14 protein-coding genes are annotated in these 13386 nt (G+C 39.7%); 5 read left to right on the forward strand and 9 right to left on the reverse strand.

All coding sequences use genetic code 11. The features are described from left to right. Positions 1-9 precede the first annotated feature (9 nt). Both ACKC4Y_RS08820 and dapE read left to right on the forward strand, forming a co-directional pair. Positions 10-756, forward strand: coding sequence for a M48 family metallopeptidase (locus tag ACKC4Y_RS08820; protein WP_409361355.1), 747 nt, complete (start codon positions 10-12; stop codon positions 754-756). 217 nt (positions 757-973) lie between these two features. Further along, a complete protein-coding gene (gene dapE, locus ACKC4Y_RS08825) occupies positions 974-2146 on the forward strand; it encodes a succinyl-diaminopimelate desuccinylase (RefSeq protein ID WP_409361356.1) in 1173 nt (390 codons plus the stop codon). Positions 2147-2229: 83 nt separating this feature from the next. Here dapE and hemW read toward each other — a convergent pair whose 3' ends face one another. Next, positions 2230-3429 (reverse strand): radical SAM family heme chaperone HemW, encoded by a 1200-nt coding sequence (gene hemW, locus ACKC4Y_RS08830; RefSeq protein ID WP_409361357.1) that lies wholly within the window; start codon positions 3427-3429, stop codon positions 2230-2232. Then, positions 3426-4073: an RdgB/HAM1 family non-canonical purine NTP pyrophosphatase gene (gene rdgB, locus ACKC4Y_RS08835; RefSeq protein WP_409361358.1), complete on the reverse strand. Its 648-nt coding sequence runs from the start codon at positions 4071-4073 to the stop codon at positions 3426-3428. Before rdgB ends, hemW begins: the two co-directional genes overlap by 4 nt. Positions 4074-4392: 319 nt before the next feature. Between rdgB and hrcA the strand changes: the two genes are divergently transcribed. Both hrcA and grpE read left to right on the forward strand, forming a co-directional pair. After that, positions 4393-5463 (forward strand): heat-inducible transcriptional repressor HrcA, encoded by a 1071-nt coding sequence (gene hrcA, locus ACKC4Y_RS08840; protein WP_409361359.1) that lies wholly within the window; start codon positions 4393-4395, stop codon positions 5461-5463. Between the two features lie 122 nt (positions 5464-5585). Beyond that, positions 5586-6248, forward strand: a complete 663-nt coding sequence (gene grpE / locus ACKC4Y_RS08845; protein WP_409361360.1) for a nucleotide exchange factor GrpE — start codon at positions 5586-5588, stop codon at positions 6246-6248. Positions 6249-6343: 95 nt separating this feature from the next. Here the strand turns inward: grpE and thpR are convergent, their stop codons facing one another. The 6 genes from thpR to ACKC4Y_RS08875 form a co-directional block, all read right to left on the reverse strand. Continuing rightward, the gene (gene thpR / locus ACKC4Y_RS08850; protein WP_409361361.1) at positions 6344-6883 is read right to left on the reverse strand and encodes an RNA 2',3'-cyclic phosphodiesterase; all 540 of its coding nucleotides are present in this window, start codon (positions 6881-6883) and stop codon (positions 6344-6346) included. 519 nt (positions 6884-7402) lie between these two features. Then, positions 7403-7702, reverse strand: a complete 300-nt coding sequence (locus tag ACKC4Y_RS08855; RefSeq protein ID WP_409362183.1) for an HPr family phosphocarrier protein — start codon at positions 7700-7702, stop codon at positions 7403-7405. Between the two features lie 18 nt (positions 7703-7720). Continuing rightward, the gene (locus tag ACKC4Y_RS08860) at positions 7721-8119 is read right to left on the reverse strand and encodes a PTS sugar transporter subunit IIA (RefSeq protein WP_409361362.1); all 399 of its coding nucleotides are present in this window, start codon (positions 8117-8119) and stop codon (positions 7721-7723) included. A 132-nt stretch (positions 8120-8251) separates the two neighbouring features. Beyond that, positions 8252-8716, reverse strand: coding sequence for an HPr kinase/phosphatase C-terminal domain-containing protein (locus ACKC4Y_RS08865; RefSeq protein WP_409361363.1), 465 nt, complete (start codon positions 8714-8716; stop codon positions 8252-8254). Positions 8717-8739: 23 nt separating this feature from the next. Next, positions 8740-10524, reverse strand: coding sequence for a stimulus-sensing domain-containing protein (locus ACKC4Y_RS08870; protein WP_409361364.1), 1785 nt, complete (start codon positions 10522-10524; stop codon positions 8740-8742). A gap of 39 nt (positions 10525-10563) precedes the next feature. After that, the gene (locus ACKC4Y_RS08875; protein ID WP_004858177.1) at positions 10564-11286 is read right to left on the reverse strand and encodes a response regulator transcription factor; all 723 of its coding nucleotides are present in this window, start codon (positions 11284-11286) and stop codon (positions 10564-10566) included. Positions 11287-11684: 398 nt separating this feature from the next. Between ACKC4Y_RS08875 and lysM the strand changes: the two genes are divergently transcribed. Continuing rightward, positions 11685-12140: a peptidoglycan-binding protein LysM gene (gene lysM / locus ACKC4Y_RS08880; protein ID WP_409361365.1), complete on the forward strand. Its 456-nt coding sequence runs from the start codon at positions 11685-11687 to the stop codon at positions 12138-12140. Positions 12141-12248: 108 nt separating this feature from the next. Here the strand turns inward: lysM and ACKC4Y_RS08885 are convergent, their stop codons facing one another. Continuing rightward, positions 12249-12803, reverse strand: coding sequence for a copper chaperone PCu(A)C (locus ACKC4Y_RS08885; protein WP_409361366.1), 555 nt, complete (start codon positions 12801-12803; stop codon positions 12249-12251). Positions 12804-13386: the final 583 nt, after the last annotated feature.

Below are 13386 nucleotides of genomic sequence, written 5' to 3' on the forward strand. Positions count from 1 at the left end.
ATATGGTGCATGGCTGTTTATGAACAGGACTTTATTTTCTCTAATCATAGAGTACCTTTACAGGTGAAAGAACACAAACACGCACGCCGTTTTACGTTACGCATTGATGCGGGTGGGAGAAAGGTTTGTTTGACAACGCCACCGGCTATGAACTTCTGTGCGGTTCAGTGTTTTATTGAAAAACATCGGTCTTGGATTGAAGAGCGCCTTGCTCATACATTTATTTCCTCCGAAAATTCTTCTCTCAGAGAGGGAGTAACGATTCCTTTATTAGGTGTTGCACATATTATAACGCGTAAAGAAGGGCGCGGGGTAACTGAAATTTTTGCAGGTAATGCGGAAAAAGGACCTCAAATTATCGTTTATGGGCAATTAGAATATTTGCCAAGGCGTGTTGCTGATGTTTTAAAAAAACAGGCTGCGCTCATTATAACGCCATTGGTTTCATACTATGCACATAAAATAGAGCGTAAAGTGAAGTCTGTTAGCTATAAAGATACGAAAAGTCGTTGGGGTTCTTGCTCGATAGACAAACGCCTCTCTTTTTCTTGGCGTCTTATTATGGCGCCAAAAGAAATTGTTGAATATGTTGTTGCGCATGAGGTTTCTCATCTTGTTGAAATGAATCATGGACCTAAATTTTGGGCTCTTTGTGAAAAACTTTGTCCAGAAAGTAAAACATATCGCGCTTGGTTAAAGAAAAATGGTCACATGCTGCAAGCCATCAATTTTCATTCATATCGGTTGGAGAAATAAAAAATCTTTTAAGAAAACAAGATGCAACGGAACTTTTTGTTAAAGATGTCGTTGTGTGTGTGCTTTGTCACGCATTGTGAAGAAGCCATTGAAGCCTCAGCAAGATTGTCTTCCCCTGCTTAGTTTGCTGAGTGTCTTCAATGTTTTTGCTTTATCTTTTTTGTAATTCAGCTTACTAATCTTTGATAATTCTTAAATTCAGATTGGAAAAGCGCTTATGCCTGTTCTTACAGACCCACTTCAGCTTTTACAGGCACTTATTCGTTGTCCTTCTGTTACACCTAATGAAGCGGGTGTTTTATCAACTTTAGAACAATTTCTAACAAAGATAGGATTTCGTGTTGAGCGTCCTGTTTTTTCGGATAAAAATACAGAAGATGTTGAAAATCTTTATGCAAAAATGGGGAAAGAGGGTCCGCATCTTATGTTTGCAGGTCACACTGATGTGGTGCCGCCAGGTGAGCTGGAAAGCTGGACATATCCTCCTTTTGAAGGTGTAATAGAACAGGGTAAATTATACGGGCGGGGTGCTGTTGATATGAAGGGCGGGATCGCTTGTTTTATTGCTGCTTTGGCTCGAGTTCTAGAAAAACAGTCTATTAAAGGAACAATAAGCCTTCTGATCACTGGTGACGAAGAAGGTCCTGCACTTAACGGTACGGTAAAACTTCTGAAATGGGCAGAGCAAAAAGGGGAAAAATGGACTGCAGCTCTTGTGGGAGAACCAACAAGCGTAAAAACTGTTGGTGATGTGATCAAGATCGGCCGCCGAGGATCAATTTCTGGTATCATTACGGTTAAAGGGCGCCAAGGGCATGTTGCTTTTCCTGAGCGGGCAGCCAATCCATTGCCTTTAGTAAATAAGCTTATTCAAGCATTGACACTAAAAACCTTAGATCAAGGTACAGAAAATTTTCAACCAAGTAATTTGGAATTAACAACCATTGATACGGGGAATCCCGCGGTGAACGTTATTCCAGCGCAAACAACGATCCGTTTTAATATACGCTACAATGATCTTTGGACAAAAGAAACGCTTGTGACAGAAATTGAAAAACGTCTTGCTTTGGTGCAGCCAAAAAATAAGAATGATCAATTACCCTACTATCAGCTTGAATGGATTCCAAGTTTGGGAGATGTTTTTTTGACCAAAAATGATAAACTCGTTAAAACTTTATCAAATGCTATTGAAGGTGTGACAGGGAATATACCGGAATGTTCAACTTCGGGAGGAACTTCGGATGCGCGGTTTATTAAAGATTATTGCCCAGTGGTTGAATTTGGTTTACCGGGGCAAACGATGCATATGGTGGATGAATGTGTAACGCTTGATGCGCTGGAGACTCTCACGGCTGTTTATGAACGTTTCATTGTTGATTTTTTGCGGTGAGAAGCAATTGCTTTCTTAAAAGCACCTTCACCTCAAATTGAAAACCGTAAATGTGTCACAATTGATGTGATAACAAGTTAAAATCATATTGCTAGTTGGCTGATGATGTGATCAAGAAGGATGCGCCCTTTAGCCGTGGCTTTCAAACGCTGGTTTCCCACCATTTCTACCAGCCCTTGTTGTTGTAGATTGATTAGTTTTTCCATTGGTAAGCTATAGGGGCTTAAGGTTTCATAGCGTGTAAGATCCAAACCTTCGCAGAGCCGCAAGCCCATGAGGAGCATTTCGTTTGCTTGTTGTAGTGCGGTTAATTGTTCTGTTTCAATACAACCATGCCCCGTGGTTTCTACCAACTCGAGCCAATGTTCAGGATATTTTTCATTTATTGTGACAAAACGTTCACGGTTTTCAATTTGAGGTGAAGATGCTTTTGAAAAGGCGGAGAAATTATTCAGTGGACGTTCGATAAAACGTCCATGAGCTCCTGGACCAAAGCCTGCATATTCATGATAACGCCAGTAAAGAAGATTATGTTCTGATTCGGCACCGGGAATTGCATGATTTGAGATTTCATAGGCTGGAAGTCCGTGCAGTGAAGTTATTTCTTGGGTAAGATGATATAGATCTGCTGCGAGTTCTGATGCGGGGAGGATAAGCCTTCCTGCAGCATGAAGCCGTTTAAAAGCTGTCCCTTCTTCGATAGTCAGTTGGTAAAGAGAAAGGTGATCTGCTGCCAAGTCTATGGCTTGAAAAAGTTCATCTTTCCATTGCTCGAGTGTTTGTTCAGGGCGCGCATAAATGAGATCAAAAGATAATCGTGGAAATATTTTCCGCGCCAAAGCAATGGCGTGAAGAGCTTGTTTCACATCATGAAGACGGCCAAGTTTTCGCAATGCCTTGTCATTAAGCGCCTGTACTCCTAAGGACAGGCGGTTAATGCCTGCTGCACGATATCCGCGAAAGCGTTCTACTTCCACACTGGATGGGTTGGCTTCAAGTGTAATTTCAGCTTTATCATTGACCGTCCACTTTTTTGCAATCGCTTCTAATAAGGCATAAACAGTTTGAGGAGTCATAAGAGAGGGGGTTCCCCCGCCAATAAAAATACTCGTAATATGACGTGGACCTATTTTATGATATTGCGTTTCTATTTCGCGTTCAAAGGCGGCTACGAAACGCGGTTGATCAACCCCATTTACGCGAACATGTGAATTAAAGTCACAATAGGGGCATTTGGCAGCACAAAAAGGCCAATGAATGTAAATGCCAAAAGCTTCATTCATGAGCGTATCAGAAGATTTTCTGCTAAAAGCTTGAAAGCACGCGCACGATGCGAGAGGGGTGTTTTATCGTTGATTTTCCAGCCATGTTTTTGCTCCGTTGTCATTTCGCCAAAGGTATTTTCATATCCATCTGGTAAAAAGATGGGATCAAAGCCAAAACCTTTATCGCCACGTGGAGGCCAAATGAATGTACCTTCAACGCACCCGCGGAAATAATCTGCATGAGCATCGGGCCATGCAATGCAGATAACCGATATAAACCGAGCTTTTCGTTGTTTTTTTTCATAAGCTTCAATTTTTTGGAGTTCGTCTTCTATTTTTTGCATAGCTTTTAAATAATTACGTGTGCCATCGGGTTGAAGAGCGAGGTCTGCTGTATAAACACCTGGTGCACCATCCAATGCATCCACTTCTAAACCTGAATCATCAGAAAGGGCAGGAAGTCCTGTATTTTTTGCGGCTGCAAAGGCTTTGATATAAGCATTTTCTTCAAACGTTGTTCCTGTTTCTTTTGGTTCAGGTAATCCAAGCTCTTTTGCTGATTGTATTTTTAGACCGAAGGAATCGACCAATGCGCTAATTTCATGCAATTTGCCGGTGTTATGTGTAGCAATGACGAGTTTTTTAGTTGTTATGCTTCTCATATACATCTCTCCAAGATTGAAAGGGGATAGCTATTTTTTGTGCTAAAAACCAGCTTGAACAATCATATAATATAAATTCTGCCAGATTTTACGAGACATAATATTTTTGAATGTTTATTCATATTTTATTCAAATGACATCTTAGGTATTTGATGAGGATAATAATTGGAAAGACATATAAAAGTATCTTTCTTTTTGATGATAGCATTTTTTTATGATAAATATACATTACGCTTTTGCACTGCTTTAAACTGTTTGACCAAACCTTGGCAAAACTTATATAAGGAGAGAGTATTTTAAAAGTAGTGAAACAATTGTGATGAAGCGCAAACCTATTGATAATGAACTACAATATCTTGATAAGCGTTCACGTGATATCTTTCGCCATATCGTTGAAGCCTATCTTAATGATGGTGGACCTGTGGGGTCACGCAATCTTTCACGGCTTTTGCAACAGACATTATCACCTGCGACAATTCGTAATGTGATGAGTGATCTTGAACATCTCGGTTTGATTTATGCACCTCATGTATCTGCAGGAAGAATGCCGACACAATCGGGTTTACGATTTTTTGTCGATGCATTTATGGAGGCGGGTGATTTGCCAGTTGAGGAGCGCGAAAGTATTGAAAATCAAGTCAAGGAGGCTGGTCATGCACAATCAGTTGAACATTTTCTCATTCAAGCGAGCCAAGTTCTTTCAGATCTTTCCCGTGGAGCAGGGCTCGTTCTAGCAACAAAACATGAAGGGACATTAAAGCATATTGAGTTTGTGCGCCTTGATGGGGAGCACGCTCTTGCTGTTTTAGTGACTCAACAAGGTGAGGTTGAAAATCGTATTGTTCATTTACCGGAAGGGGTTACTCATGCACAACTAACGGAGGCAACGAATTTTCTCAATGCTCATATTCAGGGGCGAACATTGAGTGAAGCTAAAGAGGAAATTGCACGTTTATGCTCAGAAACACGGGATGCACTTGATTATTTGTCTCATCATCTTGTTGAAACGGGGTTAGCTCTTTGGGGAGGAGAAGGTGCTGATCATAAAGTCCACCTTATAGTTCGTGGGCGGAGCAATTTGCTTGAAGATGTGAAGGCAGAAGAAGATTTAGAGCGGTTACGGCACCTGTTTGATGACCTTGAAACGCGTGAAAGTATGGCACAACTACTTGATTTAACGGATGAAGGTTCAGGGGTTCGTATCTTTATTGGTTCGGAAAATAAGTTGTTCTCACTTTCTGGCTCTTCTTTAGTGGTGGCACCTTACTGTGATTCACAACAACGAGTCATTGGTGCTTTGGGGGTTATTGGGCCAACACGGCTTAATTATGCAAGAATCGTGCCTATGGTTGATTATACAGCTCAACTTATCTCGCAGTTATTGCGTTAGAACAACCCAGACGATATTTTTTATAGACGCTCATTGTGTTAAGATGCACAAACACCCCTTGATTTTTGTCTATAAAATTTCGATATCGATAATAATAAATCTTATGAAGGAATGAAATTTTTATGTCTGATGAAAAAAACAAATTTACTGACGCTTCATTGGAAAGTTGCGATTTGAAAAAAGCAGCGGATCGTGATGCGCTTAAACAAGCTGCCGATGAGTTTTTAAAAATGCGTAAAGCAGAAGCTTGCGCAGACGTGGAAGAGGAAGGAAATACGTTTACTGATTCGTTGGCTGCTTTGCAGGATGAAAATAAAGAGTTGAAAGACCAACTTTTACGTCTTGCTGCAGATATGGAAAATCTTCGGCGTCGTACTGCGCGTGATGTGGCTGATGCAAGGGCTTATTCAATCGCTAATTTCGCACGCGATATGTTATCTGTTTCTGATAATCTCAACCGCGCTTTGGAGGCTATTCCTGAAGGGGCAAAGGAGAATGATGCTGGTTTGAAAACATTAGCTGAGGGTGTTGAAATGACTGAACGTGCAATGATAGCAGCATTAGAACGTCACGGCGTTAAGAAGATTTATCCAGAGGGGCAAAAATTTGATCCACACTTTCATCAAGCAATGTTTGAAATTCCTAACTCCGACGTTCCAGATAATACTGTTCAGGAAGTTGTTCAGGCAGGTTACATCATTGGCGAACGTGTTTTACGTCCAGCGATAGTTGGCGTAGCTAAAGGGGGAGAAAAAGAAGCTTCTCTTGAATCTGATTCCGCATAGACATCTGCAGCGCAAGACCACAGTATCACATAGGGGTAGCTTCGTATTTTGAAACATTTCATCAGAAAAGGCTTTAAAGGGTGTTAAAACACCCTTTATCCTTGGAGTGTCCAGCTGTCTTTTACAATATAAGGCGCATTGCTTTCGGGAGATGGTGATAACAGTAAAACGAATCGGTCAACCTCAAAAGGAGGAAATGAGAAATCACCTCGAGAAGACAGATAAGAAGGAAGATCTTCAGGTCTAATATCGAGCAATCGTGCAAGAGTGATATGAGGCATAAATTGTTTTTCATCAGGAGCTAATTTCAAGTAGCTCCGGATTTTTTGCATCTGTTCGTGTAAAAGATTAAGAGTTTCACAAGACTCAATGCTGACAACAAGGGAATGGGGAGCATTTTCTGAACCAAAAACTTTGAAACCTCTAGTTTTTAGTGCAAAAGGTGGAAGTTTTATTGCTTCAAAGGCACGAATAATCTCATCTGTCACGGAGTTCTCAACTTCACCAAAAAAAGATAAAGTAATGTGAAAGTTTTGCGGGTTAATCCACTGTGCATTTGGCAAGCCATTTTGTAGCGATATGAGAGCGTTCGTTGTTTCTTGTGGAATCTGAAGTGCACTAAACAAACGTTGCATGGTATCTCCTTTATAATGAGAAAACATCACTATGAGTGCAATGATGTATAAATTAATAGTGGATCGCACCACTAGGAATGGGGCAATCGTAGAGAAAAAGAATAGCTAAAAAATGGCTTCCATAATTATGAATTTAAGATAGTCTTCATACTTCCAACAAAAGGAAATTTGATGGACTTCTAATTATGGGATCATCTTTTACATTTGTTAGAAGTAGATTCTAAGCTCCTTTAGTATATTTCTATAAACATTTGAGTATGCGTGCTAAGTGTGGCAAGAGCCATAACGATTAAGTATTCAAATTGGTTAAATCTCTGGGAGAAAAGAAACTTAAACAGATATTACATACAACACAACGATTACAAGCATTTGTGCTTACAATAACCATCACGCCAATATAAACGGAATATGAATTACTGATATCCTTGAGAGAAAAGAAGGAAGCCAATTAAAGTAATTATGGCAGGAAGTCTCTTTTTATCTCAGGGGTGATCATGCTGCTTTTTTTAGTAAGAAGCTTTAGTGCTCTTCTCCAAATTTATTATTGATAAGCTTTTCAAGAGCATCGAGTGCATCCCTTGCTTCAGGTCCTGAAACGCGTATAGTCAGGTTACAACCGGGTGAAGCTGCTAACATCATAAGACCCATAATCGATGAACCACCAACGATTTTTCCATCCTTTTCAACTTCAACAATGGCGTTGAAATTGTCAACAGTTTGTACAAATTTTGCAGAAGCACGAGCGTGCAACCCACGTTTATTACAGATATTAAAATGGCGACTTAATATAATACATGGAAGAGTATCTTTGGAAAGCATCGGTAGTTTCATTATCCGCTATGAAGTCATACTTGGTACATTAATATATTTACGCCCTGCTTCTTGCGCTATTCTTAAAGCTTCTGATAATGAAATATCAGGACATTGCCGAATAGAAATCAGTTTAATGAGCATGGGAAGATTAACACCCGCAATCATTTCAACACGTCCTTTTTCAATAGCAGGAATAGCTATATTTGATGGTGTTCCACCGAACACGTCTGTTAATATGATTACGCCATGATTGGTATCTGTAGAGGAAATTGCAGCTATAATATCACCTTGGCGCTGATCTATGTCATCATCAGGATAGACGCAAACCGTTGCGAACTTCTCTTGTGTTCCAACAACATGTTCTACAGCATGCAAAAATTCAACAGCCAACTCACCGTGCGTTACAAGCACGAGTCCAATCATGTTACAAAAACTCCTGTTAACTAAAGATCCAACCATAGGGTGGAAAGACTATTCTACAGGGCTTTGCCGTGCTGCCAAGAAAAATTTTCAAAAAAAGGCAAAAATAATGGTTTTTTCCCCTTTAGAAAAAAATTAGACAGATTTAGACCACACTTTTCTAAAAAAGAATGCTTCAATAGCTTGACAAATGGCTGTGCAATCTGCTTCGTGAAGGCTGGGAAGTTTTAAAAGAGGAATATGCAGATCTGCGAATTTAAAAGTCTGATTCGTGGAGAAGCGTTCGTATTCAGGACCGAGAAGAATAACGCAGTCAATAGTTGTTTGTTTTTCAAACTCTATTGTATAGAGGCCAACACCACGAATCTCGATACCACCCTGCAAACCTTCTGGAGTATATCCACGGAGTTTCCCATTTTCCACACAGAGCATTGTATAATCATCACTGATAAGCTTCGCTTCACGTTTTGACCACCCTGCACGATCGAGCAAAGAAAGGGTGAGGGTTGATTTTCCTGAACCAGATGGACCTATAATTAATAGCCCCTTCCCTCCAAGTTGGAGACAATTTGCATGGAGTATTTCATTTTTCGTTGTCATGCCTTTTGCTTTGGGTAAAGAGTTTACTTAGCGAAGGGAAGTACAATAATAAAACGTGCACCAGTTTTACTATTTTCGAGTTTGGGGTCAACAATATTTTCAGCTGTAATTGTTCCATTGTGAGCTTCGATAATTTGCCGACTAATAGAAAGGCCGAGTCCTGAGTTTTGTCCAAATGTATCTTCGTTTGGTCGATCCGTATAGAAGCGTTCAAAAATACGTTCAATATTCTCTGAACGAATACCAGGGCCATTATCTTCAATGGTTAAGGTGAGAGTTGAAGCATTACTCTTCATAGTTATACAAATTTTGCCGTTATCATGGGGAATGAAGGATCGTGCATTTTCAATGAGATTGGAAATCACTTGCCCCAAACGGAGTTCATGCCCCAATACAAGGTAAGCTTTTCCATGAGGACGTGGAACAATATTAAGGCTGATATCGATAGTTTGCGTATTACGGTATACTTCTTGAACAGCATGAACAAGACTTTCCAAAAGCAATGTCATATCAACAATCTGAGCGGTTTCACGAGCAAGCTCTGCATCGAGCCGAGAAGCATCAGAAATATCAGTAATCAAACGGTCAAGACGACGCACATCATGTTGAATAATTTCAAACAATTGTTCCTGCGCTTCTTCATTTTTAGCCAGAGGGATTGTTTCAACAGCACTACGCAAGGAGGTAAGAGGGTTTTTTAATTCGTGGCTCACATCAGCAGCAAAGCGTTCAATGGCTTCAATGCGCATGTAAAGGGCATTAGTCATATCCCGAATAGAGGCCGAAAGATGGCCGATTTCATCCTCACGCATTGAAAAATCAGGAATTTCTACGCGCTTATTATTGCCATTGCGTACACGGTTGGCAGAGGCAGACAATTTGCTCAATGGATGTGCAATCGTATGGGCTAAAAATAGGGAAAGTATTAAAAGCACACTTCCGACAACGGCAAAGACTTTAAAAATGACCAGTCTTTCGCCTTTTACAATGTTATCAATATCTGAACCGGTGGTTGAAAGAAGAAGCGCACCCACCACGGCGCGATAGCGCTGAACAGGCACTGCAACAGAAACGATTAATTGACCTTGTCTGTTGCGTCGTTTAGCAGTAGCAAGAGATCCATTGAGTGCTCGGTAAACTTCTGGATAAGCAATGTTCTGGCTTTTTATTTGCTTCCTATTAATGGTAATATCATTACCGTAAAATATGCTTGAAAACCATAAAGTGAGGCGTTCCCAAAGGGTTTTTTTAATTTTAAGAGGGGGTAAATCATAGCTGAAAACTTCACCGCTAGAGTAAAGAACGCGCGAATCAAGAAGTAAAGTAGCATCACGATCATAGATACGTGCTCTTGTCGTTTGGGGTGTGATGAGGCGCCGTAAAAGAGGAGCAACTTGTTCAGGATTAATGGGAAAATCCCAAGAGTCGGTTGATTGAGGTGCAGGTGTAACGCTTTCTCCAGCTTGTAATTCCAAAAGTTTTTGGGGGTCTATGAGAATAGAATTTGTATCTATCGTTGCAGAGGCTGCAATGGCTCCAGCAATAATTTTTCCTTGGATGCATAAGCTTTTTATTTTCGCTTCAATTAAACCATCACGAAATTGATTAAGATATAAAATGCCTGTAACCAGAATAGCAAGGGCAGCAAGATTTAAAATGACGATGCGACGTGTAAGACTGGAAAAAAGCAATTGTCTGAGGAGACGTTGTACCCTAAGATACCAATGCACAAACATAGGAAATAATGTCAAGAGTATTCCATTTGGCGTTGTATTTCGTAAAGTTTCCGGTTGAGTGTTTTTTGTCATCGATTTGATCGCCATTCAAATTTTTGCGACAAAATAGCTTCATACCTCGTGGAAACGATAACCAACACCGTAAAGTGTTTCAATCATTGCAAAATCATCATCCACTTGTTTAAACTTTTTACGCAGACGCTTAATGTGACTATCAATGGTACGGTCATCTACATAGACTTGATCACTATAAGCAGCATCCATCAAAGCATCACGACTTTTCACAACTCCTGGTCTTTGTGCTAAGGTTTGTAGAATCAAGAATTCAGTAACAGTCAAGATAACAGGTTTATCTTTCCATGTACAGGTATGACGTTCTTGATCCATCACAAGATCTCCACGTTTGAGAGAAGAGGTAGGCGAGGCTCCTGTTGCAAGCGGTTGGTTACGAGCGCTGGAACGACGTAAAATAGCTTTTACCCGTTCAATAAGAAGACGTTGAGAAAAAGGTTTGGTAATAAAGTCGTCGGCCCCCATTTTGAGACCAAACAGTTCATCAATTTCATCATCTTTAGACGTAAGAAAAATAACTGGAATATCAGATTTTTGACGCAATCGGCGCAAAAGTTCCATCCCATCCATTCGAGGCATTTTAATATCAAAAATAGCTAAGTGTGGGGGATGCAGCGTTAGACCTTTGAGTGCAGATGCTCCATCTGTATAGCTTTCAACTCGATAACCTTCTGTCTCAAGTGCAAAAGATAGAGATGTCAAAATATTGCGGTCATCATCAACAAGTACAATCGTTTGCGTGATTGTTGGAGTATCTTTCATGACTTTTTAGACCTTTCTATTGCTATGGAAGCAAATTAACCCACGCTATTTATATGGGAGTTCACATTTTTTTTGCAAAACAAATATGATACAAATTGTAACTAAGGAAAAAACTTTTCATCTTTACGGTAACCGATTGTTTTATCTCTGCAATTCTATAACGTTTTTGTGCACATTAAGATCCATTTGCGTAGGAAAAACTTTCATAGAGGCGTTTTTTATCAAAGTCTATCGTTATCTCTGTTTCAGATCTATTGTTATCCCTGTCCCATAATTGAACAGATTTGTTTTTGATCGTTGAAGTTTAGAAAATCCCCCTTATCTGTTTTAAGAGCAGAGATAAAGAGGATGGTGATATATGCAAAGATTTATATCCACTTGCACGAAAGGAGGTCATAATGGGATTTTTTAATTTTGTTAAAACAGTTGGCGAAAAGCTTGGTATTGGGGATCATGAACCGAAAGAAAAAGATTTTAAGGCGGCATTCGATAATTTTCAACTTGACACAGAAAAAGTGAATATTCAGGTTGAAAATGGCAAAGCTGTTTTGAGTGGTGAGGTTCCAGATCGGGAAACACTTGAAAAAGCACTTTTGGTTGTCGGTAATTCGCAGGGTATTTCTTCTGTTGATGTTGATCAATTAAAAATTGCAGATACTACATCTATGAAAGCCTCTCGCTTCTATGAAGTGAAATCTGGCGATAATCTTTGGAAAATTGCTGAAGAAGTTTATGGAAAAGGGCAAGGTGCTAAAAACACATTTATTTTTGAAGCTAATAAACCTATGTTGAAATCGCCCGATAAAATTTACCCTGGACAAGTTTTGCGTATTCCTAAAATTGACCACGCCTAATCAAAAAGAAGAGAGGTCTTTTGCTTTTTTACAGTGTGTTTTGCACCACTAAACAAAAATAAGAAGCGTGAGATTTTCCGCACGCTTCGACCGGATGGTAATGAAAGTTTAGTGAGGGGGAGTTGATTTGGAAGGTGGTGTTATTGCCATAGCGTTTACAGAGAAGTCAACATCAATTGTTCCCGCCTTTTCAAACGTCAATTTTGCACTGACTTTATCACCTAGCTTGAATGGTTGTGAAAGCCCCATGAACATGATATGATCACCACCAGGTTTAAGTGTAATTTCGCCATTACCAGGAATTTCGATGCCATTGTGCATTTTTTCCATTTTCATGATATCGTTAACGACTGCCATAGAGTGGATTTCTGTTGATTGTACACCAGCTGTCGAAACAGAAACCAAACGGTCTGGGGTATTGCTGTGATTAATAATGTAGAGATAACCACTACTCATTTTTATGCCGCTAGGTGTCGCGCGCGTCCAGGGATGAAGGATTTCTATGTCACCAAGTTTATATTGTTGAGCGGCTGCGGGTAAGGTTGTGCAAGCAAAGAGAAGAGCCCACACGACATTTGTGATAATTTTTTTGAGTGGGTATTGTACGTAAACTGAACCTTTAGATATAAGATCCTTTGTTTTCTCAACAATCACTGTCATCATTGATTTACCCTCCTTGTGTTATACTCTTTTTTGAGAACTTTTCCCCATTTTAGCAGAGTTTTTATTTAAAATAAAAGAAAGAATTTCTGGAGTTATCTTGATTGGAATGTGAGGATAGAGGAACAGACCTTTTGTTTTTTTAGGAAGGTGATATGGTCTGAAATGACAGTGTGCTTAAAGGCGGATAGTTTGTTCTTAATATATTGGCAAATTTAAGAAGTATACAAGTAAGCAGAAGGTCATTTTGGATGCATTCAAAGCACAATTTTAAACAGCAATGAATTATGAGGTAGTGAGCAGCAGAGCTGTTAAGAGTGGATTGACAGATAATATCTTCACAAATATTAGCATTTAGTAAGTTTAGACTTAACTCTATAAGTAATCTATGTAAGAAACATTGCGTTCGTTAACTATATGAAGATAGAGCGTTCATGAGAGGTTTGGGTAAGGAAAGCTGTAACATGCGTGGTATAAGCTGCTCGCGATTGAGCACTATTTTTAAAGATCTTTCACGTGAATACCTCATGTGACCATGAGAGATCAAGGAAGAGATGTGCAATCATTATCTTTATTGTCTCAATTT

The organism is Bartonella heixiaziensis (assembly GCF_046245125.2).
Classification (GTDB): Bacteria; Pseudomonadota; Alphaproteobacteria; order Rhizobiales; family Rhizobiaceae; genus Bartonella; species Bartonella heixiaziensis.

Bases quoted from the DNA above. Each gene is read 5' to 3' on its own strand.
- ACKC4Y_RS08820 (WP_409361355.1), top strand. From the start codon at position 10: ATGGCTGTTTATGAACAGGACTTTATTTTCTCTAATCATAGAGTACCT.
- dapE (WP_409361356.1), top strand. From the start codon at position 974: ATGCCTGTTCTTACAGACCCACTTCAGCTTTTACAGGCACTTATTCGT.
- hemW (WP_409361357.1), bottom strand. From the start codon at position 3,429: ATGAATGAAGCTTTTGGCATTTACATTCATTGGCCTTTTTGTGCTGCC.
- rdgB (WP_409361358.1), bottom strand. From the start codon at position 4,073: ATGAGAAGCATAACAACTAAAAAACTCGTCATTGCTACACATAACACC.
- hrcA (WP_409361359.1), top strand. From the start codon at position 4,393: ATGAAGCGCAAACCTATTGATAATGAACTACAATATCTTGATAAGCGT.
- grpE (WP_409361360.1), top strand. From the start codon at position 5,586: ATGTCTGATGAAAAAAACAAATTTACTGACGCTTCATTGGAAAGTTGC.
- thpR (WP_409361361.1), bottom strand. From the start codon at position 6,883: ATGCAACGTTTGTTTAGTGCACTTCAGATTCCACAAGAAACAACGAAC.
- ACKC4Y_RS08855 (WP_409362183.1), bottom strand. From the start codon at position 7,702: ATGCTTTCCAAAGATACTCTTCCATGTATTATATTAAGTCGCCATTTT.
- ACKC4Y_RS08860 (WP_409361362.1), bottom strand. From the start codon at position 8,119: ATGATTGGACTCGTGCTTGTAACGCACGGTGAGTTGGCTGTTGAATTT.
- ACKC4Y_RS08865 (WP_409361363.1), bottom strand. From the start codon at position 8,716: ATGACAACGAAAAATGAAATACTCCATGCAAATTGTCTCCAACTTGGA.
- ACKC4Y_RS08870 (WP_409361364.1), bottom strand. From the start codon at position 10,524: ATGACAAAAAACACTCAACCGGAAACTTTACGAAATACAACGCCAAAT.
- ACKC4Y_RS08875 (WP_004858177.1), bottom strand. From the start codon at position 11,286: ATGAAAGATACTCCAACAATCACGCAAACGATTGTACTTGTTGATGAT.
- lysM (WP_409361365.1), top strand. From the start codon at position 11,685: ATGGGATTTTTTAATTTTGTTAAAACAGTTGGCGAAAAGCTTGGTATT.
- ACKC4Y_RS08885 (WP_409361366.1), bottom strand. From the start codon at position 12,803: ATGATGACAGTGATTGTTGAGAAAACAAAGGATCTTATATCTAAAGGT.